Source organism: Zhongshania borealis, assembly GCF_039539625.1.
Classification (GTDB): Bacteria; Pseudomonadota; Gammaproteobacteria; order Pseudomonadales; family Spongiibacteraceae; genus Spongiibacter; species Spongiibacter borealis.
Genome location: NZ_BAABDM010000003.1, coordinates 231,927 through 253,625 on the forward strand (window position 1 = coordinate 231,927; position 21,699 = coordinate 253,625).

Sequence of the window (21,699 nt, forward strand, 5' to 3'; positions counted from 1 at the left end):
ATGATGCAGCTAGCGCAATTACAGGTTAGTGGCGATTTAGCCGGTTTGCTTCGTGATTTTCTCGAAAGTGAAGGCGATGTTCACTGCGAACTGTATACCCAATTGCAGGGCTTTAGTCCAAGTAGCCGAATTAGTTTTGGTCAGTGGTGGGCCTTACTTGATCGCCTGCAGCAGCGATTTTCACCGCGCCATATTGGCTTAGAGCTTGGCCAGCGTGTGCGGCCTGCGCATTTAGGTATGCTCGGCTATTTGACCCTCGCCAGCGACACGGTGGCTGAGGCCTTATTGGAATTTCAGCGCTATCAAGGTTTACTCCACGATGGCGACCGCGCCAGCATTGAGGTGTTGGACGAGCGCATGATTTTGAGCTGGAGCGCGAACTATGGCCCTTCGACCAGTTTGTCGGACGAGGTTCTGGTCGGCGGTCTTTTACGCTTTGTGCGTTTAATGACGGGCCGTGCTGATTTGTTGCCGCTGGCGGTGGATTTTACCTTTGCGGAACCGAAGGACACCCAAGCTTACGTGGCGAATTTTGGCGCGCCGGTCCGGTTTGCACAACGTTGTACAGCCCTGCAGTTTCCCACCGCGTATTTGGACTTGCCGGTAACCAATAGCGACCCTGGTTTAAAACTCTTGTTAGAGCGGCAGGCTCAGGCTGCCTTGTCGGTACTGCCCCACAGTGAGGGTTTTATGCAGGGGCTGCGCAGTGCGCTGCTGCGGGCCATGCAAAGCGGTCGTGCCAATTCTGCCCATATTGCGGCAACGCTGAATATGTCGGAACGCACTTTGTTTCGTCGGCTTAGTGAGCAGGGCTTAAGTTTTAAAGTAATTTTGGCGCAAACCCGTACCCAATTGGCGCAGGAATACCTGCGGGATAAACGGCTGACCTTGAGTGAAATCGCGCTACTGTTAGGCTACTCTGAACAAAGCGCCTTTAATCGTGCGTTTAAGCGAGAAACCGGTTTGTCGCCTCGCCGTTACCAGCAGCAAGAGGTCGCCCGTTTTTAGTCGTGTTTTGTTGTATTGAATTGATTGCGCAGGGTTTCAATGCGTTCGCGGTTTACCTCGAAATCATAGTAGCCAAGGCGCGAAGCGCTGCGCACATCGACTCGATTGTTCGCAGGTGTATAGCGCAATTCGACATCGTCACGGTAGCGCATAATTGCACTGTGGCTTACCGCATGGAGATAGTTTGGCCTGCGTTCGGCGACGTTGGTGCGCGGCATCGCTAACAGTGTTTCTTGCAGCAGTTGCCATTGTTCGGCTGAAGTCACGGTAATGGCGGTGATGTGTTTACTGCCGGCCTCTACGCTGGAAACGCAGTGCGGCGCGTTGGGGCAGGGCGCTAATGTGCTGTTGCTGCCGGTTTGCGTCGGCGTATTGCTACAGGCGCTAATTACAGTGGCAGTGAATAGAATGAGAAGTGTACGCATGAAAATCTCCTTGGCTGGCTTTAAATTCGCGCAATCTGTAGAGCGTGAATACGGGTTTTATACGTCGCGGATAGGGTTTTGGTGCTTTTTATTATTTTGCGCTGCGGATTTAGCAGCGCGTGATTAATTGGATGTCGACGTTGCTGGTGGCGTCAGAAAACCACAGCGAACCTTCGTCAATGGTACATTGTAATTTCATGGTGCGCTGCGCCATGGCGGTGAGTACGGCCGAATCTTCAGTATTCACTTCAATGACCCGCACATTGCCGTAACGGCTAATCTTGCCGCCGTGTTCGTCCCACCACATTTGTGCGGTGCGGCCGCCGTAGATGAGCAATAATACTTGTTTGGCAATACCCCTGGCTTTGCGCATGCGCTTTTCGCTGGGAAGGCCGAGTTCAATCCATAAGTCGATTTCGCCTGTGAGCGATTTGAGCCACAAATCGGGTTCGTCATCGGTACTCAGGCCCTTGGTGAATTCCAAATGCTCCTCGGCAAAAAGGGCAAAGGCGAGAATTCGCAGCATCATGCGTTCGTCAGTTTCGGAGGGGTGGCGAGCAACAGTGAACTGGTGGGTCTGATAATAGTGACGACGAATATCGCTGATATCGAGTGTGGTTTTAAACAGAGTGGCATTTAAGGCCATGGTCTTGCTCACGGTATTTAAAGAAGCGCTATTCTACGCTGATTTTGCGTTTAAAAGGCGCTTAAACCAATAATAACCACTGCATAACGCAGGCCTTTACCGACGCCAACCAAGATAAAAAAGGCGGGGGCAGGCACTTTCATCATACCGCCGACCACCGTTAAGGCGTCGCCGCCAATTGGCATCCACGACATCAGCAGTGTCCATTTTCCGTAACGACCAAACCAATTCTGGGCGCGCTGGAGGTCAACCTTGCGAGCTGGAAACCAGCGACGATCGGCGTATTGGACAAACTTTGAGCCCATCCACCAATTCACTCCGGCACCGAGGGTATTCCCGCTGGTGGCCGCCAACCATAACCAGCCGGGATGCAGGCCTTCGCGCAATTGCGCTACCAGTAAAATCTCTGAGTAAAAAGGCAGCAGTGTGGCGGCGCCAAAGGCGACGGCAAAGAGGAGAAGATAGGCCGAGATCACAGGCGGGCACTCGCGACTAAATGTTGAAATAAACGCAACTGACGAAATTGAAATGGCAGGTATTCGGGGTGCCATTGCACACCAATGCGGCAGCGGTGCTGGGGGTCTTCGACTGCTTGAATAATAAAGTCAGCGTCGCGCCCGGCAATTTGCATACCCTCGCCAAGGTCTTTAATCGCCTGATGGTGAAGACTGTTTATTTTACATTGTTCCTGACCAAGTATTTGTAGAAGTTTGCTGTAGGTTTCTAAGTGCAAGGTTTTACGTGGCAACAGCATGCGCTTATTCGACGTAAGCCGCCGCATATCACTTAGGTCACTATGAAGCGTGCCACCTAGCACCACGTTCAGTAATTGCGCTCCCCGGCAAATACCTAATATGGGTAAGTTGCGGCTGAGACTAAGCTCCAATGCAATCATTTCAAATCGATCTCGCTCGCGGTTGATAGGCGCAACTTCGGGTTCGTCGGGCAGATAAAGACGTTGATCAATATCGTCGCCACCGCTAATAATAATGCCATTTAGGTTGGCGGGAATTGCGCTGAGTTTAGGCGTGAGCCGATAGGCTTCAGCGCCGCAGCGCTGCAGTGCAACGCGAATAAACCACCAAGCCAGTGGCCAGCGGGTGTCGTCGCCGGTTACCCCTATTAGCGGCTTGTTCACAGTAGCTCCGGTATTAGCCATTCGCTGACACTGTGTGACCAATTTGTAAATAAATTGGCGGTTGGGTTATCTAAATAATTACGGTATGCCTGACAAACTTTCTCTAGTCTGGCTTTGTCCATGGCCAAATTATCGACCTGCAGCCAATCTCGGTAGGGGTGGATCAGGCCCCACTGGGGGTCGTCAATCAAGCTGTTGGGTAATCGATAGTGCAGGGTGGGTCTTGCCTTGACGCGATCGTCGTCGATCTTGGCGCGCAGCCGAGGTTCGTCGATATGGGCGAATAGCGGCAACATATCCAAGGCTCGATTTCGCGTGGGATTGAATTCCAGGTAATCGTCTATGAGCTGGTCGATTGTGGGTTGGTAACTTGGTTTAAGGATTTTGCGCACATAGTCTTTGCCAAACGGGTCGACGTAGGACGTTAGGCGCCTGCTGAAGTCAACGTCGCAACGCATTTTTAGCCATTCGTATAGGCATAAAAACGCGCGCATGTAGTTGAGAATTGTCGCGGCCTCGCAATCAGGCATTTCTGGGTTTAGCTGTAAACCAAAGGCATTTTTGGCGGAGGCGTGGGTGCCTTGTGCGTCGCTATTGCGCAGGCTTACAAAAAGATCTTCTAGCTGCCAAAGATCGGTCATGGCGATGGGTGGTGCCACGACTTCAAAGGGTACGAGTTGTTTTGCGATGGCGCCAACAATGGCCTCAGCCAATTCTTCTAAATCATTGGTGTCGGCAGATTCATGGCGTTCACGGCTAATGCGCTTGATGTACGAGAAGTCCAGCTCGACTCCAAATTGTCCGAGGCTGGTGTCGATGACATTTACTTCGTAGTCCGACAGCGTGTCGGCGCGGCCGCCGAACTGCGTAATAATAGTGTCGACAATGCTGTCCACTTCCATGCCGGTAAACTCAATTTCTACCCCAAGGCGACGCACCGCACCCGTGTTGGTATGCAATTGCAAGGGCAGTGGCCAAAGTTGCTTACGATAGGCTGCTAATGGTTTATTCATTGGTACTTCCTATGATGTGAGCAAGTGGGAGTAGGCGTTCGGTGTGCTGGCAAACTACTTGGAATAGGGTCAGTAGTGGCACCGCTAATAATACGCCGGGCGCACCCCATAACCAGCCCCAAAAAAAGATCCACAAAAACACCACAATGGGGTTTAGGCTAAACCGGAAGCCGTGCACCAATGGGTCGATAAATTGACCAACAGCGGCGCTAAACAGTGCGTAGGCTGCGGGTACGGCAATGATCGCGGTGGCGGTTGGGTAGCTTACCGCGCTGACAATGCTTAAAAGTATTAAAGTGATACTCACACCGAGATAGGGTATGTAGCGCATTAGCGCGGCAACTGCGCCCCACAGTGCAGGGTCTGGGAAATCAAATAGATATAAGGCGAGTGCCGTAATACAACCGATGGCGATATTAACTGCAGTTATCGTCATGAGGTAGCGGGACATTTGGGTTTGGGCGCGATGGGCTATTTGAGTGACCACGGCTTTGTCTCTCTGGGTCGGCAGGCTGTGGATGAAGCGCCTCATTAATGCTTCGCCTGACGTTAGCAGGAAGAATAAAAGAATAATACTGAGTGTGCCGTAAACCCCGAAATTTTTTGCTGTTTCGCCCAATTCCGAACGCCAACCCGCCTCGGTAATAACGACTCTAGTGAGTTCCGGATTGCGGGGGTTAGCGCTGGCGCTGAATTCTTGGGCTAAAGAGTCAATGCTGCGGGTAGCGGCGTCTACATCTGGGCTGCTGTTGTTAACACTACTAAGTTGCTCTCTCACGACCTCAACGGCTTCTGGTACGCGCTGTAGCCACTCGCTCGCGGGTTTGGCGAGGGCGTAAACGCCGCTACCGGCAATGCTGAGGCAAATACTCATCACCGTGAGGGCCGCAAGACTGCGAGGTACGTGTATGGCCTGCAGGCGGCTGACTACCGGGCTCAATAGTAAGGAGAAAATGAGCGCCAAGGTAATTGGCAACATCACGTCTCGAGCCACTTGTAGGGTATACAGAATGGCGAGTACGGCGATGATTTTTAGCGGCCAGTCGGCCGTTTTATTAGGCATAGTTCCTAGCTAGATGTCGTTAGTTGAGTTTGTTCTTGTTAATACGACGAGTGTTATTTTCTTGGGCCGAAAATCCACCAGATTACTAGACCAATTAAGGGTAGAAATAAAATCAGCACAATCCATAGTAGCTTGGAAATAACACTTTCTTTGCTCTGCGCAATCGTAAAGATGGCCCAAATGTCGGCAATGAATATTACGAATCCCAGTAGGCTAGTAATATAAATCTGCATATTATTCTCCCTTGAGATTGTGACAGCGCAGCGAGAAAATTCGGGGTAACTGGCAGCTACATGGCTAATTTGGAGTGTTTTTGGGGGTAGGAGTTCACTATTTGCCTATCTAGTGGCGGGGCTGGCGTTCAGCTTAATGCGGTAAAAGTAGATCACTACGGCTGCTAAATGATTTGTGCGGTATTGAGCGAAAGCCAAACAATGTGGTCAAGCTCCCTCCGGCCACAAAAGGCGAGACCGGCACGGGACAGTCTCCACTTTTCGGTAGCGATCGGATTAAGCGATATGCTCGGTGATGAAGGCTGCAGACTGTTTTAGTGCGTCGCGTGCCTCGGGTAAAAAACGGCTCATTACCGGGAATGCATGGGGAGGATTCGTCCATTCGAGGTAGGTGCTGTCGCCGTGCAGTTCTTGAATTTTATGGTGTAGCGCCGTGGCGTCATCGAGTAGAACCTCGGCGCGACTGGCTATAATTAATAGCGGTGGAAGGTTTGCCATATTGGCATTTAGCGGTGAAATACGGGGATCGTTGCGTGGGAGCTTGGGGGCGTACATCGCCACGGCTTCCTCAAGTAGCGTTTTGTTGAGTAGTACATCCTTTTGTTTGTTGTCGGTGAAGGACTGGCTGTTGTGGCTTAAATCCAGCCAAGGCGAAAAGAGTATGGCAGCGGCTGGCGTTGGTTTGTTGTCGTCGCGCAGTTTTTGCAGCGTAGTCAGTGCGAGGTTACCACCGGCGCTATCACCCGCAATAATAATGTTGCGGGACTCGTAGCCCATTTCAATTAACGCCAGATAGACACTCATGGCATCCTCGGGTGCGGCGGGAAATGGGTGCTCGGGGGCGAGGCGATAGTCCACCATGAGCACGCTGATGTTTGCTTGTGCTGCGAGTTCGCTGCACATTTGGCGATGACTATTCATGCCGCCCATAATGAAGGCGCCACCGTGGCAGTAAACACACACCGGTGTGCTTGGGCTGATATTTATACCCTTAGCCGCAAGCCATTCAACCTTTACGCCCGCCAGTTCATCGGTTGTGCAAGTGACAGTTTTGTTTGGCTTGCCGATATCCATTGCCATGAATTTTCTTTGGCGTTTGAATCTGTGCTCGGGCGTTAGCTTCATCGTTGCGTTTTGCTGACGTCGGATGACGGCGCTGAGAATAAAATTCTGCCAGCTCATATTGAATCCTCTAAAATCAGTATATTTAGCAATGGCGTATCAATGTTTGCGCCGGGAGCGAATAATTTTGGCAAACGCGATAAGAAATAGTGCGGCGCCTATTAGCAATCCGTATAGACGAAGATTGGGTAACCTCGCATTGAGACCATTAATGATGCCCTGGCGCTCATGATTGTAATTGTCTGGCATCTCAAGCACATGATTGTCTTGGGCATATTGGGCATATTGGGCGAGCATTTCGGCGTGTAGGGCCGGCATAGTCGCGCTTAGATCCTGGGTTTCTCCGGGATCTTTTGCAATGTTGTAGAGATGCCATTGGCCGTCGGCAATTTTGCCGGTGATTTTGACTAGCTTATAGTCGCCACGAAACAGCGCGGCGTTGCCGCCTAGCTCATAGCCTACGGCATCATCGGGACCGTAGGTAGCTTGTACTTCGCCTTTGACGAGTGGCAATAAGCTGCGGCCTATGACGAGTTTCCTGGCATCGTCGGGGTATGCTGCACCGGCAATGTCGATAATTGTCGGGCTAATGTCTGTTACAAAGCTAAAGCTTTTACTTAGTCGTTTCTCATTAAATTGCAGCGGTTTACCGGCAACAATGAGTGGTACGCGCATGCCACCCTCGCCGGCATAAAATTTATAGAAGGCAAGCGGCGAGGCTGCGGCACTCGCAAAGCTCGGGCCGATGTTGTTCATGCTGCCTTTAAGGCCTAGGGTTTCATAGTCGTTGCGGTAGCCCAGAAATTTAACGATGGCGCGGCCATAAAGATCGCGGGAATTGTTGTGACCGGTAGCTTCGCTGCCGTTGTCGGAGGTGAAGATAAACACGGTATTGTCGAATTCATCAATCGATTTTAAATGCGCAATGAGGCGGCCGATATGAAAGTCCATAGCGTCGACCATGCCCGCGTACACAGCCATGCGTTTTGCCTGATAGCGTTTTTGTACGTCCGTCTGTGAGTCCCAATCGCCCATGGTAGCCATTGTTACCATTGCGCTGTCGCGGGGGATTAGGCCTAAGTCTTTGAGTTTTGCCTGCCGAGCCTCCCGCAACGCCTGCCAACCATTGAGGTATGTGTCGGCATATTTATCGGTGAATTCTTGGGGAGCTTGCACGGGTATGTGCACCGCCTGAAAGGGAATATAGGCGAAGAACGGCTGCCGATCTTGTCTGTTCGAGTCGATAAACTCAATGGTCTTATCAACCAAAAATTCTGATGAGTAAAATTTTTCTGGCAGCGATGCGGGTTTGCCATCGGCATACCAATCGGCGCGATCATATATAGGGAGGTAGGGTTTATCTTCCCAGTTGTCTGCGCCAGTTGCACCGAGGGCAAAGCTGCGTTCAAAGCCTCGGCTGCTCGGTAATTGCGCTGGGCTATTGCCCAAATGCCATTTACCGGCGATGTAAGTGTGGTAGCCAGCAGACTGCAAGACGTCTGCAACCGTATTCAGCTTTGGGTCCAGGGTGCCTTGGTAATGAGGGAAGCGCTTTTGTTCTGGCGGAATGGTTTCTGGAATATTAGGAACGCCATTGCGATGACTATCGACGCCGGTTAGCAACATTGCCCGTGCCGGAGCGCAATTTGCGGCTGTGTGGTAATTGGTAAACTGCATACCCATATCTGCGAGCGAGGCGATGTGCGGGGTTTGAATTTCGCTACCGTAGGGGCTTGTGTCACTAAATCCTAGGTCGTCGGCGAGGATGAGTACAATATTTGGCGCCTTGGCTGCGGGTGGCCGACTGTCGTTAGCAACTTGGCTGGCATGAACGGCTGCGCTGCTTAGTGCAATGCAGGCTAAAAAAACGCTCGTTACTGACCCACGGACCTTACTCATGAATGCCTCTCAATTTGAAATTCCTTGAGATTTATCTTGCTCAAACGGCGTTGCATTTTCATGGTTGTCCACGGCCAATTCACACTATTACGACCGGTTTTATCAATAAAGTAACTGGCGCAACCACTGTTCCAAACCGTGCCTTGCAGGGCGCTTTGCAGATTCTTATTCAGTTTTGCACTTTTTTCGCCATCGACGGAAATTGTCGCAATATTCTTTTTGCGGGCTTTGGTGATTGCACTCAGTATATATTTAACCTGGGCTTCAATGATCACAAAGGCCGATGTGTAGGTGTACAGGTTCGGCCCTAAAGTCATGAATAAATTAGGGCAGTCTTCGGCCATGGTGCCGAGGTAGGCAGTGGGTGATCCCGCCCATTGATCTGACAAGCTGCGGCCGTTGCGACCATAGATGAGTTTGCCAATTGGCGGGTCAGATACTTCAAAGCCCGTGCCGTAAATAATTACGTCTACCTCGCAGCTCGCGCCGTCGCTGGCAATCAGTTTGTTGCCTTGGATTTCGGTAATACCGGGAAATACATCAACGTTGTCTTTACCTAACGCTTTATACCAGTTGTTTGATAGCAGAATGCGTTTGCAGCCTAGGGAGTAGTCGGGCTTTAGTTTTTTTCGCAGGGCTTCGTCTTTTACACCGCGCGCGATGTGTTTGACTGCCGCTGTTTCGAGACGTTGCGAGAACCACTTGTTTTTTAAGTTGTGGTTGAGGAATTCAAACTGGAAAAAAAGCAGCTTTCTAAAGAGCGATTGGGTGAAGGGGAAACGCTTAAAGATAGTTCGCCAGCGATCTGAGATTTTAGTATCTACTTTTGGTAGTACCCACGGTGGGGTGCGTTGAAATAGCGTGATCTGCGCTGTTTGGCGTTGAATAGCAGGTAAAAATTGGATAGCTGAACCGCCGGAACCAATTACAGCTACGCGCTTTCCGCTAAGATCATAGGCTGGGTCCCACGTTGCTGAGTGAAATGATTTTCCCTTGAAGGTTTCTATGCCCTTGATGTGGGGTATTAGCGGTATGTGCATTGGTCCGCAGGCCATAATCACAAAGCGCGCGCGATAGACGCCGTTGTTGGTTTCAAGCTGCCAACATTTTTCAGTTTCTAACCACTCGCATTTTGTGAGTTGGCGATTGAAGTGAATATGCGCAGTAACGCCAAAACGATTCACGGTGTCGTGGGTGTAGGCTTTTATTTCTGATTGGCTAGCAAACACGCGGTCCCAGTTGGGGTTAAGTGCAAAGGAATAGGAATACAGTGCCGACGGCACATCGCAAGCGCAGTCTGGGTAGACGTTCTCGCGCCAAACACCACCGACTTCATTGGCTTTTTCCAGCACGATATAATCGACCTTGGCTTTGCTAAGTTTTATCGCTGCGCAAATGCCAGAAACCCCAGCGCCAATGACAATCGTTTCATGAAAGGCAATGTGATTTTCAGTAGCGCTGGTATTTGTAGTGCTATTCATTGTTTTTTTCCAATTTAGGCCCGCGTGAGTCACGCTTTCGGGGCGCTATCTTAAAATGAGTTTGTTAGTTCTTTTTGAGCGGGCGATAGAAATAGCGGTAGAGCACACTGTTTTCTTCTCTTTCATTTTTGCGCCAACCGTAGACGGCTGGACGTTCAAATTCGATAGCCAGTTTTTTCCACAAAAGCCAGTCGTAGAGCGCGAGCATATTCTGCAGATTGCAGCCGGAGGTTCGGCTGCGGCTGTGATGGTGATGATGCTGGGTCGGGAACGTTAGAACATGACACAGCGCGTACATGGTTTTGGAAATGAGGGGGTTCGGGTGGTTCAGCAGTTTTAAATCGTAATCTAGGTTGGCGTGAGTGTGGATCCCCCATATGCTTTTAATGGCAGTGCCAATCGCCCACGCTTGGAATAAGCCAAGGTAAAGGCACAGATAGCCGAACCAGTAATTGGGTAAGGTGAAGGCCCAGCCCCAGCCGACGACAATGGTTTGGCTAACACCAAGCTCGCCGCGATTGTCGGCACCGCCGTGTAAATGATGGGTTCTATGGGTGACCTTATACCAGCGCTGCAATTTTGCTAACAGCGGATTGTTTGGCGTGCGCGCATGGGAGAAATTATGTACCCAGCCATGCAAAAGTTCGTCGATCATCACAAAGCCAATAATACAGGCAATGAGGTGCTGGTCTTCCAGCCAAGCCAAGGCGCCAGCATGCTCGGGCATGACGACTGTATAGAGGCCAAAGCTACATAAGATCAGTAGAGGTCGCTCAATAAAGTGCAGCCAGGTAACGGCAATGCCGAGCATTTGCCAGTCTTTACTGATCTTCTTGCCATTCCTCGTAGCGCCTTTCGCCACTTCATACAAGATAAAAAAGGCAATAACCCCGAGCGACCAATTGGTATAGCCATTTTCCACATTTTCCATTTGGGGCCTCGGCCTTGTCTCAAACTATGTTGTTATGGTTAGACCTTAATCAATTTGATAATATTAGTACAATTCAATTAAAGCATAAGTGATATGCATGAAACTTAATTTACGCTCAGTTGATCTTAATTTGCTGACTATCTTTGACGCGATAATGAACCATGGCCAAATGTCGAAGGCGGCGGCGCAGCTGCACATGACTCAGCCAGCCACCAGTCATGCCCTTAAACGGCTGCGGCAGACCTTTGACGATGAACTCTTTATCCGTACTCGTAATGGCATGAAGCCCACAGCCAGAGCCATTGAGATAGCGGGGCCGATCCAGGAAGTTTTGCTCAAAATACGCGACACGCTGGACTCTAATAAGCATTTTGAGCCAACCGAGTCGGATCGGGCCTTTAGAATTGCCTTTGGCCGCTATGGTGAGCTGAATTTATTGCCGCGAATTTTGGAAAAGGTGAATCAGGTGCAAACGGATATCAGTATCTATTCCCATTTGGACGATCAGGAAACGGGATTGGAGTCACTCAAAGAGGGCAAGATAGATTTCTGTTTTGACTTTGTTTCCCCGCAAGACAAGCGCTTGGACTATTGCGAATTTAAGCCCGAAGAAATAGTGGTGATTGCCCGCCGTGATCACCCTCGTCTAGGGACAAAATCGTCTATCAGTACAAAGCAGTTTTTTGATGAAAAGCACATCGTGATGAGTTTTGGCAGTGACCGGCGTGAATTACTGCAGCAGTTTATGGAAGAGCAGGGTGGCATTCGTAAGATACTCACTGAAGTGAATCAGTATATTGCCGTGCCAACGGTGGTAATGCAGTCTGACGGCATTGCTATTGTGCCTAGGCCAATGGCTGAGTTCTTCTTGTATAAAGACCGGCTGAAAATATTCAAGCTGCCGCTCGGTCTACCGTCGCTGCCAATCTACTTGATTTGGCATCGGGCGATGAGCCAAGACAAAGGTCACAGCTGGTTAAAAGGCTTAATTATGGAGTGTGTCTGAATACAGGCAGCGTTTTGGCTGCCTGTATTGCATGGGAAGTGCGTGTTAGTAGGTGTAGCGGGCTGTTAAGCCAAGTGATAGTGGTTGGCTGGTGAAGGCTTGGTATGAGCCGACTGGCGATCCCACTCTTGTGTCGATAGTTGTAAAGATATTGGCGGGGGCGACTTGGTCGATATGTACTTCGTCGGTAATATTTCGTCCCCAGAAAGCGATGTCGACATTTGCATTGCGCCAGCCGAGGCGAATGTTCAGGGTGTTCGATGCCGGTTGGTCAAAGCGAGGATCTAATGCCGAACTCGCATTGGCCTCGCCAGAATAGGCGTAATCTAGTCGTGTATAAATATCGCCACTGCTCAGCGGGTAGCGCCAGTTAAGTGCTAGGTTTCCCTTTAGCTTGGTTGCGGAAGCCAGCGCCTCCCCATCTAAAATACATTGCCCTAGGTCGTTGTCTGGTTCACGTCCGTAATAGCATTGGCCGCCGTCGTAGCTGTCGAAAATGGTGTCTATGTAAGCGAAGTTTATCGTTGTAGACATGTTCTCCGTCAGAATAACTGTTGAATCCACTTCAATGCCGTCGACGGTGACGAGTTCGGCATTATTAATAATAAAGACCAAACCGGCAAAACTGGCGTTCTGAAAGTTTTTATACTCGGTGTGAAATACCGAGGCGTTGACACGCGCCCGGTGATCTAAAAATTCAGTTTTGGCACCTAGCTCAAAGTTGATGACTTCTTCTTCGCCAAAGGGCCGCATCTCATCGCTTGCTGTGCCGTTTTGTAAGCTGAAACCGCCTGCTTTGAAGCCTGTTGAAACGACGCCGTAAAACATGGTGTCTTCATTTAAGAAATAGCTGCTGGAGATTGCGCCAGTGATTGCGTCAAAGCTTTCTGAATCGTCGAAATTATTCCCGTCGGGGGTGACGAGACACATGAGGTTGGTATTTAAGGGCGGAATACAGCCGAGTGCCGACAACTCTGTGGTTTGAATCACCACGCCCGCTTTTTTCTCATAGGAATAACGCAGACCAAAAGCGGCCTTCCAAGCATCATTGAACTCGTAGTCGAACTTGGTGAATACGCCGAAGCTGTCGGTGTCTTGGGTAATGTCGTAATCGCCGCGATCACCTTCAACACCAAGTATTGGCGTGCCGAGCGGCGCAAGATTAATCGGTAAGACGCCTCTGCTTATCAGTTCACCTGCGACAGCAGCGCCATACTCTTCAATGTCGCTTTGGGCGAGAAACTCGGGAAGATCTTTGTCACCACGTCGAAATTCATTGGTGTAAACAAATGTCCCTGCTAGCCAGCTGAACTGACTTTCGTTGTCGGAGGCTATACGGAACTCTTGAGACAGCGACTCGCCCGCTTGACGATCTTTGAAATCGGCCAGCAGTAAACTCGTCTGCTCGACATCGTCGAGGTAGGCTAAACCGTCGTAGTCGTCATAGCTGCTTATTGATGTGAAGGTGTAGCCATCGCCGCTGTATTCCATCGTGAAAATAATGTCGTTGGAATCGCCGATATACCCGCTGCCTTCACTGTATTCGATCAGCCGGTCGGTGGGATCATTGGGGATGCTTAAAGTCGCGCCCGCATTGCTTAAAATTCGCTGGCTGGCGTCACTCAAAAATACGTCGCCGGTGGTGGTGTTCATGTCTTTTTCTGAGTAACCCACAATGAGGCGTGCGTAGAGTGCATCGCTGATATCCATTCGTAACTGCCCGCGAATAGCGTAGCCGTTGAGTCCTTCGCTATTGGGACCGGCGACATTGTCGATCAACTCGCTACGGCCAGTATCAACGATGCTGAGTCGCCCAGCGATTGAGTCGCTAAACGGGCCGCTAACATAGGCTTTGATTTGCTTTAGGTTGTCGCTGCCGAAACTGACTTCGGCCATGGCTTCAAAATTTTGCGTTGGGCCTTGGGTTGCAACACTGATTACCCCGGCGGTCACGTTCTTGCCGTGCAGGGTACTTTGTGGACCTTTTAGTACTTCGACAGAGCTAACATCCACTAAGTCGCCCATACCTATGCCTGAGCGCGACCGAAAGGCGCCATCGATAAAGAGGCCGGTTGCCGGTTCAAAGTTAGGAATATTGCCCGCATTGCCAATATTGCGAATTCGAAAGGTGGTCGCTAGGGGGCTGATATTGGTTAGTACGATCAGCGAGGGTACCTGCGCGGCGATATCGCTTATGTCATTAAAACCAATGTCAGCAAGTTGATCGGCTGTTAATGCCGATACCGATACGGGCACCGTTTGCATGTCTTCGGCGCGCTTCTGGGCCGTAACGATGACTTCTTCTAGCTGGGCGGCATTGGAGATCGTGCTATTGCTAAGTATTGCAGCGGAAATGCCGAATACCAGTTTTGCTACTGATGATTGAACACAGGCGTTATTTTTATACATATTGAATTCCAGAACATGCGCTCTTAGGCGCGTCGGACTTATAGTTTTTATATTGACCGGGCAGGTCTAGGTAACAAACTACCATATTGGTGTAATAAGTAAAGTAATGTCAGGGTTTGTGTCAGATGTTGATCTTCGCGCTGAATATAAAGCTATGCTGTATTACTGGGGGCGTTTTCTTAGAAAAAGGCGTTTGGGAAGAGTAGGTGTGCTGCGGAGTGGGGGATTTTGGTGTGAATAGCGCTAGCGCCGTTGCATGGCGCTAGCGCAGAACAACGCTTAGTTGTGTGCGTGGAGCATTTCGTTTAGTGCGATGGCCGATTTATTGGTTAGTACTTCTATCGCGCCATTTTTAGAGTTGCGACGGAACAGTAAGTCAGACTGACCAGACAGGTCGCGTGCCTTAGTGGTGCCCGCAACGGCGCCGTCGGCGTCGATCATGGTGATGACAGAGCCGCCAGTAATGTAAAGACCGGCTTCAATAGTGCAGCGATCACCCAGTGGAATGCCGACACCGGCATTGGCACCAATTAAGCACTCTTTGCCCACTGAAATAATAATATTGTTGCCACCTGACAAGGTGCCCATAGTAGAGCAACCGCCACCAAGATCGGAGCCCGCGCCAACCATAACGCCCGCAGATATACGGCCTTCGATCATGCCTGGTCCTTCGGTGCCGGCATTAAAGTTAACAAAGCCTTCGTGCATGATGGTTGTGCCTTCGCCAAGGTAGGCGCCGAGGCGAACCCGTGCGGTGTGTGCAATACGCACGCCCGCTGGAACGACGTAGTTTGTCATTTTGGGGAATTTGTCGACGGACATGACTTCGAGCATTTCACCCTTAAGGCGAGCCTCAAGCTGGCGACCTTTAAGTTCGCCGATATCGACTGCGCCTTTATTTGTCCATGCAACATTGGGTAGTGCGCCGAATAGGCCGGTTAAATTAATGCTGTGTGGCTTTACCAAGCGGTGTGACAGCAGGTGAAGCTTTAGGTAGCCTTCGGGTACGGAACTGGGGGCATCGTCGGTGCTGAGAATAGTCACGACCAAAGGTTGGCTACCGCTGGCCAATTGTACAGCGAGTTCTGCTTGGTCTTTATCGCCTGCGGCTTTGAGTGCTTCGGCGATTTGTGCCATTTGATCTTTAGTTACAGCGCTGGCGGTATTGCCCTGTACGGGCTCAAGGACGCTGAGGATGGCGTCTACAGTTTTGCTTGCGGGGGCAAGTACCGGCTTGGCGTAGAAGGTGTCTAACCACTCGCCTTTGCGATTTTGGGTGCCGAGGCCGAGGCCGAGTGCGAAGTAGGTTTGGGTCATTGTGTGGTCTCTTAAATAGCTTAAAGGGTGTGATGAGTGAACAGCGACTGGTAATGATCGGCTTTAAAGCCAAGGTGCAACGCGCTACCTGTATCCAGCAGAGGGCGTTTCATTAAGGTCGGATGTTCCAATAACAAGGGGATGGCTGTTTCGATGCTCAGGTCGTCGCGCTGCGCTGGGCTAAGCTGCTTCCAAGTGGTGCTACGTTTATTAACTAGGGCGTTTAAGCCTAGTTCTTGCAGCCAAGTAGCGAGTTGCGGCGCAGTAAGTGGCGTGTCGCGTACATCGTAAAAACTAAAGTCGACATTGTGCTCTTCTAGCCAACGGCGGGCTGAACGCACGGTATCGCAATTTTTAATGCCGTAGAGTTTGGTGCTCATGGTTCTGCTCTTGTTGCATGTGGGCGAGAAAATCAGCCGCTAAGGATAACAAAATTCGTCACGCGGATCACATTACTAGGGCTTGTAAACTTTTGGCGGCTTTTTTCGCGTAGGGTATAAGGTGGTGCAGATTTCACACACAGTGCCGTCACAGCCTCTAGCGCTGCAGTATTCTCGGCCATAAAAAATAATTTGAAGATGCAGTGGGTTCCATTTTTCCTTGGGGAAGAGGGATTTGAGGTCTTTTTCGGTTTGTACTACATTTTTGCCGTTAGTGAGCCCCCAGCGCTGAGCCAGACGGTGAATATGAGTGTCTACCGCGAAGGCGGGTACGCCAAATGCTTGAGACATAACGACACTTGCGGTTTTGTGACCGACGCCTGGGAGGGTTTCTAGCGCGGCCATATCTTGGGGTACGACGCCTTGGAATTTATCAACGAGAATTTCTGACAGGCGTTTAATAGCGCTAGATTTTTGTGGCGACAGCCCGCAGGGGCGAATTATTTGGCGAATAACTTCGACATTCTGCTTGGCCATATCGAAGGGGTTGTCGGCAAGCTCGAATAGCGCTGGGGTGATCTGGTTTACCCGCTCATCGGTGCATTGCGCAGACAAGAGCACCGCAACTAAGAGGGTGTATGGGTCTTTGTGATCCAGTGGAATTAGTTGCTCAGGATACAGCTCTTGTAAGCGATGTTCTATATACGCGGCGCGTTCCTTCTTTAGCATGCAGCACGCTCGTTCAGACTTTGCACATAGGCTTTTATACGATGAGCGGCGTCGGCACATTGCTGCGCGTCGGCTACTAGCGCCATACGTACATAGTTAGCGCCGGGGTTATAACCCTCGACTTTGCGGGATAAATAACTACCGGGCAATACGGTAACATGTTGTTGAGCGAATAAGCCTTTGGCGAATTCCGTGTCACTGATGGGGGTTTTTGCCCACAAATAGAATGACGCGTCGGGTCTGCTAACGTCTAAGCAGCCGTCGAGTATTTCCAGTACTTCGGCGAATTTGCGGCGGTAGAGGTCGCGATTGGCTTTAACGTGAGCTTCATCATTCCATGCAGCGACACTGGCGAGTTGGTGCTGAACAGGCATGGCGCAGCCATGGTAGGTGCGATAGAGCAAAAATTCTTTGAGAATATCAGCGTCACCGGCTACAAAACCAGAGCGTAAACCCGGTAGGTTTGAACGTTTAGACAGGCTGTGAAAAACCACACAGCGCTGATAATTGTCGCGGCCAAGTTCAGCGCAGGCTTGTAATAATCCGGCGGGCGGATTGGCTTCGTCGAAATACAGTTCTGAGTAGCATTCATCACTGGCGATGACAAAGTCATATTGATCGGCCAAGGCGATGAGCTCTTTTAGTTGAGCGCTGTTCATTACGGCGCCGCTAGGGTTGCCCGGCGTGCAGATGAATAGTAGTTGGCAGCGCTGCCAAACATCGGGGTTGACTCCCGCGAAATCAGGAATAAAGCCATTTTCTGCGCGGCAGGCTAAAAATTCGGGTTGGGCGCCGGCGAGCAGCGCGGCGCCTTCATAGATTTGATAAAAGGGGTTGGGACTGCACACGACTGCTTCCGGCCCTGCGGCCACCACGGTTTGTGCAAAGGCAAACAGCGCTTCGCGCGTGCCGTTAACCGGCAGTATTTCAGTTTCGGGGTCGAGTTTGTTCAAGTTAAAGCGCTGAGTAGCCCAGCGGGCGATCGCTTCTCGCAATTCGGGAATGCCCTTGGTAGTGGGATAATTGCTGAGCTTGTCGATATTGTCCTTGATGGCGCGGGCAACAAAGTCTGGCGACGCGTGCTTGGGTTCGCCGATTGAGAGTGGTATATGGGCTTGCGTCGGACTAGCAATGCCGTCAAATAAGGCGCGTAATTTCTCAAAGGGATACGCTTGCAGTGCGGATAGATTGGGGTTCATAGGGGCTTGCTACTCGCTTTTTCGTCCAGTTCGCGGCATATCGCTTGTTGAATTTCTTCACAGAGCTTTGGGTCGTCTATAGGCCGTTGGCTCTCGTCAGTAAGAAAGAACACATCCTCAACTCGCTCGCCGAGGGTGGCAATTTTGGCGTTTTGCAGGCGAATTTCATATTGGTTAAAAATTCGCGCTAAACGGGCCAGTAAGCCTGGCCGGTCGGGGGTGATTACTTCGAGTACGGTGTAGCCCTTGTTTATGTCGGTGGCCATGCTGGTGCGAGTCGGAATGGAAAATAGCCGCATCTGTCGTGGTGTGCGGCGCTCAGAGGTCGCGGGGAAGCGCTCCGGATGCTCTAAATGTTCTTGCATAAACTCAATGATATGGGCAATCCGGCTGGCGTTGTCGCCGATAGACTCACCTTCCGCATCGAGGACGTAAAAGGTGTCGAGGGTAAAGCCGGTGCCACTATTATAGATCCGAGCGTCTTGGATACTTAGGTCGAGCTGCTCTAGTGCTTCAGCGAGCAGGGCGAATAGGCCGAGTTTGGCTTTGGTGTGCACAAAAATCTGGGTGGCGCCCTCGTGGTCGAGCAAGCCGCCTTCCTTGACTAGTACCACGCTCGCATTTGCGCTGGTGCGCTGAGCAATTGCGCGGGTATGCCAGACGATGTCGTCAATCTGCTCGCGAATAAAATAGTCTTCGCCGGTATCAGCCCATAGATTGCGGATTTCGGCTTCGGTGAAACCGTAGTCTTCGAGTTTTTCGATCGCGCCAGCTTGGGTCTCGTCAATCCACTCTTGTTTGTCGATCGGGGTTTCTAGGCCTCGACGCAATGCTCGCCGGGTTTCCGCGTAGAGCTGGCGCATTAGTGATGCGCGCCAGGATGTCCACAAGGTTGGATTGGTGGCGTTGATGTCGGCGACGGTAAGGCAGAATAAATAATCGAGGTGCTGAATGTCGCCCACGGTCAGGGCGAAATCGCGAATGACCTCGGGGTCCTGAATATCCTTGCGCTGGGAGACCGACGACATTTCAAGGTGTTTTTCGACCAGCCAGGCCACCAAATTGCCATCGCGTTTATTCAGGCCAATATAATCACAAAACTCACGAGCATCGACGGCGCCAAGGCTGGAGTGATCGCCGCCGCGGCCCTTGGCAATATCGTGAAATAAGCCGGCTAAATACAGCAGCTCGTGCTTGGGCAGGCGCTGCATAATTCGGCAGGCCATGGGGTATTGCGCGACCATGCTGGGGTAGCGGAAGCGGCTGATGTTTTTGATCAGTTCAAGGGTGTGAGCGTCCACGGAATAAATGTGAAACAAGTCATGCTGCATTTGGCCCACGATGTGGGCAAAGGCAGGAATAAATTTACCCAGAATGCGGAAGCGCTTCATGCGCCGTAAATTCAGAGCGACGCGGTTGGGTGAGCGCAGTAATTCTAGGAAGTAACGCTTATTCTTGGGGTCGGCGCGAAAACGGTCATTGATTAAGTGGCGAGAATTGCGGATTAGTCGAATGGTGCTGGCGCGTACCCCGTCAATACCTTCGTGGCTGGCCATCAACACGAAAATTTCCATGAGCGCGGAGGGCGTTCGGGCAAACACTTTGTCATTGGCCGCTTCAATGTGGCCGTTGCGGATGCGGAAGCGAGGGTTGATCTCGAGCACGGTTTCCGCTTCGCAGGCCCGCAATATGGTTTCGTCAAAGTGCTGCATGAGCAAATCATTGAGCTCACCAAGGTGCATGGCCCAGCGATAGTATTGCTGCATAAATTGCTCTACCGCGAGCTTGCCATTGCCATCGGTAAAGCCGAATGATTCCGCTAGGGTGCGCTGGTGGTCAAATAGCAGCCTGTCCTCTTCTCGACCGGCAAGCAGATGCAGGGCAAAGCGCACGCGCCATAAGTAATCTTGGCCTTCTTTTAAGGTGTCGAGTTCGTCTTGGGTGAGAAATTGGCGCTCCAAAAGCTCGTCGATGGACTGGGCGCCAAAGTGACGCTTTACCACCCAGCCGATCATTTGAATATCCCGCAAACCACCTGGCGAGCTTTTTACATTGGGTTCTAAATTGTATTCTGAGTTGGCGAATTTGCGGTGGCGGTGAATTTGTTCGTCCCATTTGGCGCGAAAGAACTCACTACTTGGCCAGATTTGATCTGGACCCACCAGATCCATCAATTCGCTGTGCAAGCTGTCGGTGCCAGCGAGGGGGCGGGATTCCATCAAATTTGTGGCGACGCTAATATCTTCAGCGGCCGTCTGGCAGCACTGGCTAATGCTTCTGACGCTGTGGCCAATTTCGAGATTGATGTCCCAGAGCAGGGTGATGAGGCTCTCGATGTTGTCGCGGTAGTCGCCAGCGTTGTCTTTGGTCAAAATTAGCAGGTCGATGTCTGAGTAGGGGTGTAGTTCGCCCCTACCGTAGCCACCAACAGCGATCAGGCTGATGTCATCTTGCCATTGGTAACTTGCCCAGATGTTTTGCAGTAAGGCATCGATGCGTGCAGAACGCAGTGCGACAAGGTCGCGAATGTTCTCTTTGGCTTCAAAGCGGGTTTTTAAGTCCTTGGCCAAATCCTTGAGGTAGGCTTTGTATACCTTTATAGGCCTGCTCGTTGATGGCTTTTCTTGGCTGAGCAGTTGAGCGTCCGGTAGCGCCGATAAACTCATTTTAGCTCCTGGTAAAAAGGCTCATCGGGCCTTGCGGTCAATACTTCAACGCCGTCGGCGGTAACGACCATGGTGTGTTCCCATTGCGCCGAAAGGCGACGATCTTTGGTGGTAACCGTCCAGCCGTCTTTCATATTGAGCTTAGTTTGTTTCTTGCCAGCATTGATCATCGGTTCAATGGTAAAGGTCATGCCTTCCTTTAATACTAAATCGTTGCGGCGGTTATAGCCCTCGCCGTAGTGCAGAACCTGTGGGTCTTCGTGAAAGACGAGACCAATGCCGTGGCCGCAGTATTCTTCAACGACGCTGTAGTGCTTACCGCGGGCGTGCTTGGCGATAATAGTGCCAATGTCGCTCAGTTTGCAGCCGGGGCGGACAATTTCAATGGCCTGATATAGGCACTCTTGCGCAACGACACAGAGACGCTTGGCGTGCTCAGGGACGTCACCAACATAAAACATACGGTTGGTATCGCCATGCCAGCCGTCTTTGATGACAGTGACGTCGATGTTAAGAATGTCGCCGTCTTTGATAATTTTGGTGTCAGATGGGATGCCATGACATATGACTTCGTTTAGCGACGTGCACACAGACTTGGGGAAGCCGTTGTAGTTGAGTGGCGCAGGAATGGCGTCTTGAACGTTGACTATGTAGTCGTGGCAGATTTGGTCTAGCTCGCCGGTGCTAATACCGGGTTTGACGTAAGGCGTAATCATTTCAAGGACGTCTGCGGCTAGGCGGCCTGCAATGCGCATGGCGGCGATTTGCTCAGGAGTTTTTATGCTTACATTCATAAATAAGGTACCGATATACGGAAGTGTCAGGCGATCAAAGCAGGCTATTGTAAACCATCGCTTATAGTGTGGCGAAGGTGGCGGGGAATTTTAGCGGCAAATGCGGTTTTGACTTTATGTGGTGGGGCCTCTGTGGTATAAATACGCGCCCCAATTATGGCTCCGGCTGTAATTGGTTAAATGACGCGCAGAAACCGACACGTAATCCCGGGTGCTCCAGTAATGCTGGGGTTGGCTTAC

The 21,699-nt window shown here is 51.0% G+C and carries 20 protein-coding genes; 2 read left to right on the plus strand and 18 right to left on the minus strand.

From position 1 onward, the window contains the following. Entirely contained in the window at positions 1-1,008 is a 1,008-nt protein-coding gene (locus ABD836_RS10410; protein ID WP_344935472.1) for an AraC family transcriptional regulator, read from the plus strand. Here the strand turns inward: ABD836_RS10410 and ABD836_RS10415 are convergent. From ABD836_RS10415 to ABD836_RS10465, 11 genes are all read right to left on the minus strand, one after another. Continuing rightward, positions 1,005-1,433 (minus strand): DUF1499 domain-containing protein, encoded by a 429-nt coding sequence (locus ABD836_RS10415; protein ID WP_344935474.1) that lies wholly within the window; start codon positions 1,431-1,433, stop codon positions 1,005-1,007. The genes ABD836_RS10410 and ABD836_RS10415 overlap by 4 nt on opposite strands. Before the next feature lie 109 nt (positions 1,434-1,542). Beyond that, positions 1,543-2,079: a YaeQ family protein gene (locus ABD836_RS10420; protein ID WP_344935475.1), complete on the minus strand. Its 537-nt coding sequence runs from the start codon at positions 2,077-2,079 to the stop codon at positions 1,543-1,545. A 50-nt stretch (positions 2,080-2,129) separates the two neighbouring features. Next, a complete protein-coding gene (locus ABD836_RS10425; protein ID WP_344935477.1) occupies positions 2,130-2,555 on the minus strand; it encodes a YqaA family protein in 426 nt (141 codons plus the stop codon). Next, positions 2,552-3,217 (minus strand): gamma-glutamyl-gamma-aminobutyrate hydrolase family protein, encoded by a 666-nt coding sequence (locus ABD836_RS10430; RefSeq protein WP_344935480.1) that lies wholly within the window; start codon positions 3,215-3,217, stop codon positions 2,552-2,554. Before ABD836_RS10430 ends, ABD836_RS10425 begins: the two co-directional genes overlap by 4 nt. Continuing rightward, entirely contained in the window at positions 3,214-4,230 is a 1,017-nt protein-coding gene (locus ABD836_RS10435; protein ID WP_344935482.1) for an amidoligase family protein, read from the minus strand. Before ABD836_RS10435 ends, ABD836_RS10430 begins: the two co-directional genes overlap by 4 nt. Beyond that, a complete protein-coding gene (locus ABD836_RS10440; protein WP_344935485.1) occupies positions 4,223-5,293 on the minus strand; it encodes an AI-2E family transporter in 1,071 nt (356 codons plus the stop codon). Before ABD836_RS10440 ends, ABD836_RS10435 begins: the two co-directional genes overlap by 8 nt. Positions 5,294-5,346: 53 nt before the next feature. Beyond that, a complete protein-coding gene (locus tag ABD836_RS10445; RefSeq protein ID WP_344935487.1) occupies positions 5,347-5,526 on the minus strand; it encodes a PLDc N-terminal domain-containing protein in 180 nt (59 codons plus the stop codon). Positions 5,527-5,802: 276 nt separating this feature from the next. Beyond that, positions 5,803-6,708: an alpha/beta hydrolase gene (locus ABD836_RS10450; protein ID WP_344935488.1), complete on the minus strand. Its 906-nt coding sequence runs from the start codon at positions 6,706-6,708 to the stop codon at positions 5,803-5,805. Positions 6,709-6,747: 39 nt separating this feature from the next. After that, entirely contained in the window at positions 6,748-8,547 is a 1,800-nt protein-coding gene (locus ABD836_RS10455; protein WP_344935490.1) for an arylsulfatase, read from the minus strand. Then, complete coding sequence (locus ABD836_RS10460) at positions 8,544-10,028, minus strand: flavin-containing monooxygenase (protein WP_344935492.1); 1,485 nt, start codon at positions 10,026-10,028, stop codon at positions 8,544-8,546. Before ABD836_RS10460 ends, ABD836_RS10455 begins: the two co-directional genes overlap by 4 nt. A 64-nt stretch (positions 10,029-10,092) precedes the next feature. Further along, positions 10,093-10,959, minus strand: a complete 867-nt coding sequence (locus tag ABD836_RS10465; RefSeq protein WP_344935494.1) for a sterol desaturase — start codon at positions 10,957-10,959, stop codon at positions 10,093-10,095. Between the two features lie 97 nt (positions 10,960-11,056). Here ABD836_RS10465 and ABD836_RS10470 point away from each other — a divergent pair, with 97 nt between their 5' ends. Beyond that, complete coding sequence (locus ABD836_RS10470; protein WP_344935496.1) at positions 11,057-11,965, plus strand: LysR substrate-binding domain-containing protein; 909 nt, start codon at positions 11,057-11,059, stop codon at positions 11,963-11,965. A 45-nt stretch (positions 11,966-12,010) separates the two neighbouring features. Here the strand turns inward: ABD836_RS10470 and ABD836_RS10475 are convergent, their stop codons facing one another. The 7 genes from ABD836_RS10475 to map all read right to left on the minus strand — a co-directional run bounded on the left by ABD836_RS10475 (position 12,011) and on the right by map (position 21,459). Next, entirely contained in the window at positions 12,011-14,374 is a 2,364-nt protein-coding gene (locus ABD836_RS10475) for a TonB-dependent receptor (protein ID WP_344935498.1), read from the minus strand. Between the two features lie 279 nt (positions 14,375-14,653). Next, entirely contained in the window at positions 14,654-15,691 is a 1,038-nt protein-coding gene (gene dapD / locus ABD836_RS10480; RefSeq protein WP_344935500.1) for a 2,3,4,5-tetrahydropyridine-2,6-dicarboxylate N-succinyltransferase, read from the minus strand. Positions 15,692-15,711: 20 nt separating this feature from the next. Beyond that, positions 15,712-16,071, minus strand: a complete 360-nt coding sequence (locus tag ABD836_RS10485; protein ID WP_344935503.1) for an arsenate reductase — start codon at positions 16,069-16,071, stop codon at positions 15,712-15,714. Positions 16,072-16,146: 75 nt separating this feature from the next. Then, positions 16,147-16,800: an endonuclease III gene (nth, locus tag ABD836_RS10490; RefSeq protein WP_344935506.1), complete on the minus strand. Its 654-nt coding sequence runs from the start codon at positions 16,798-16,800 to the stop codon at positions 16,147-16,149. Then, on the minus strand, positions 16,794-17,999 hold the full coding sequence (gene dapC, locus ABD836_RS10495) for a succinyldiaminopimelate transaminase (RefSeq protein ID WP_344935508.1): 1,206 nt from the start codon (positions 17,997-17,999) through the stop codon (positions 16,794-16,796). Before dapC ends, nth begins: the two co-directional genes overlap by 7 nt. Next, on the minus strand, positions 17,996-20,665 hold the full coding sequence (locus ABD836_RS10500; protein ID WP_344935510.1) for a [protein-PII] uridylyltransferase: 2,670 nt from the start codon (positions 20,663-20,665) through the stop codon (positions 17,996-17,998). The genes dapC and ABD836_RS10500 overlap by 4 nt, the downstream gene beginning before the upstream one ends. Continuing rightward, positions 20,662-21,459: a type I methionyl aminopeptidase gene (gene map, locus ABD836_RS10505; protein ID WP_344935512.1), complete on the minus strand. Its 798-nt coding sequence runs from the start codon at positions 21,457-21,459 to the stop codon at positions 20,662-20,664. The genes ABD836_RS10500 and map overlap by 4 nt, the downstream gene beginning before the upstream one ends. Positions 21,460-21,699: the final 240 nt, after the last annotated feature.

Bases quoted from the DNA above. Each gene is read 5' to 3' on its own strand.
- ABD836_RS10470 (WP_344935496.1), top strand. From the start codon at position 11,057: ATGAAACTTAATTTACGCTCAGTTGATCTTAATTTGCTGACTATCTTT.
- ABD836_RS10500 (WP_344935510.1), bottom strand. From the start codon at position 20,665: ATGAGTTTATCGGCGCTACCGGACGCTCAACTGCTCAGCCAAGAAAAG.
- ABD836_RS10435 (WP_344935482.1), bottom strand. From the start codon at position 4,230: ATGAATAAACCATTAGCAGCCTATCGTAAGCAACTTTGGCCACTGCCC.
- ABD836_RS10415 (WP_344935474.1), bottom strand. From the start codon at position 1,433: ATGCGTACACTTCTCATTCTATTCACTGCCACTGTAATTAGCGCCTGT.
- ABD836_RS10465 (WP_344935494.1), bottom strand. From the start codon at position 10,959: ATGGAAAATGTGGAAAATGGCTATACCAATTGGTCGCTCGGGGTTATT.
- ABD836_RS10485 (WP_344935503.1), bottom strand. From the start codon at position 16,071: ATGAGCACCAAACTCTACGGCATTAAAAATTGCGATACCGTGCGTTCA.
- ABD836_RS10455 (WP_344935490.1), bottom strand. From the start codon at position 8,547: ATGAGTAAGGTCCGTGGGTCAGTAACGAGCGTTTTTTTAGCCTGCATT.
- dapD (WP_344935500.1), bottom strand. From the start codon at position 15,691: ATGACCCAAACCTACTTCGCACTCGGCCTCGGCCTCGGCACCCAAAAT.
- map (WP_344935512.1), bottom strand. From the start codon at position 21,459: ATGAATGTAAGCATAAAAACTCCTGAGCAAATCGCCGCCATGCGCATT.
- ABD836_RS10440 (WP_344935485.1), bottom strand. From the start codon at position 5,293: ATGCCTAATAAAACGGCCGACTGGCCGCTAAAAATCATCGCCGTACTC.
- ABD836_RS10420 (WP_344935475.1), bottom strand. From the start codon at position 2,079: ATGGCCTTAAATGCCACTCTGTTTAAAACCACACTCGATATCAGCGAT.
- ABD836_RS10460 (WP_344935492.1), bottom strand. From the start codon at position 10,028: ATGAATAGCACTACAAATACCAGCGCTACTGAAAATCACATTGCCTTT.
- dapC (WP_344935508.1), bottom strand. From the start codon at position 17,999: ATGAACCCCAATCTATCCGCACTGCAAGCGTATCCCTTTGAGAAATTA.
- ABD836_RS10475 (WP_344935498.1), bottom strand. From the start codon at position 14,374: ATGTATAAAAATAACGCCTGTGTTCAATCATCAGTAGCAAAACTGGTA.
- nth (WP_344935506.1), bottom strand. From the start codon at position 16,800: ATGCTAAAGAAGGAACGCGCCGCGTATATAGAACATCGCTTACAAGAG.
- ABD836_RS10410 (WP_344935472.1), top strand. From the start codon at position 1: ATGATGCAGCTAGCGCAATTACAGGTTAGTGGCGATTTAGCCGGTTTG.
- ABD836_RS10445 (WP_344935487.1), bottom strand. From the start codon at position 5,526: ATGCAGATTTATATTACTAGCCTACTGGGATTCGTAATATTCATTGCC.
- ABD836_RS10450 (WP_344935488.1), bottom strand. From the start codon at position 6,708: ATGAGCTGGCAGAATTTTATTCTCAGCGCCGTCATCCGACGTCAGCAA.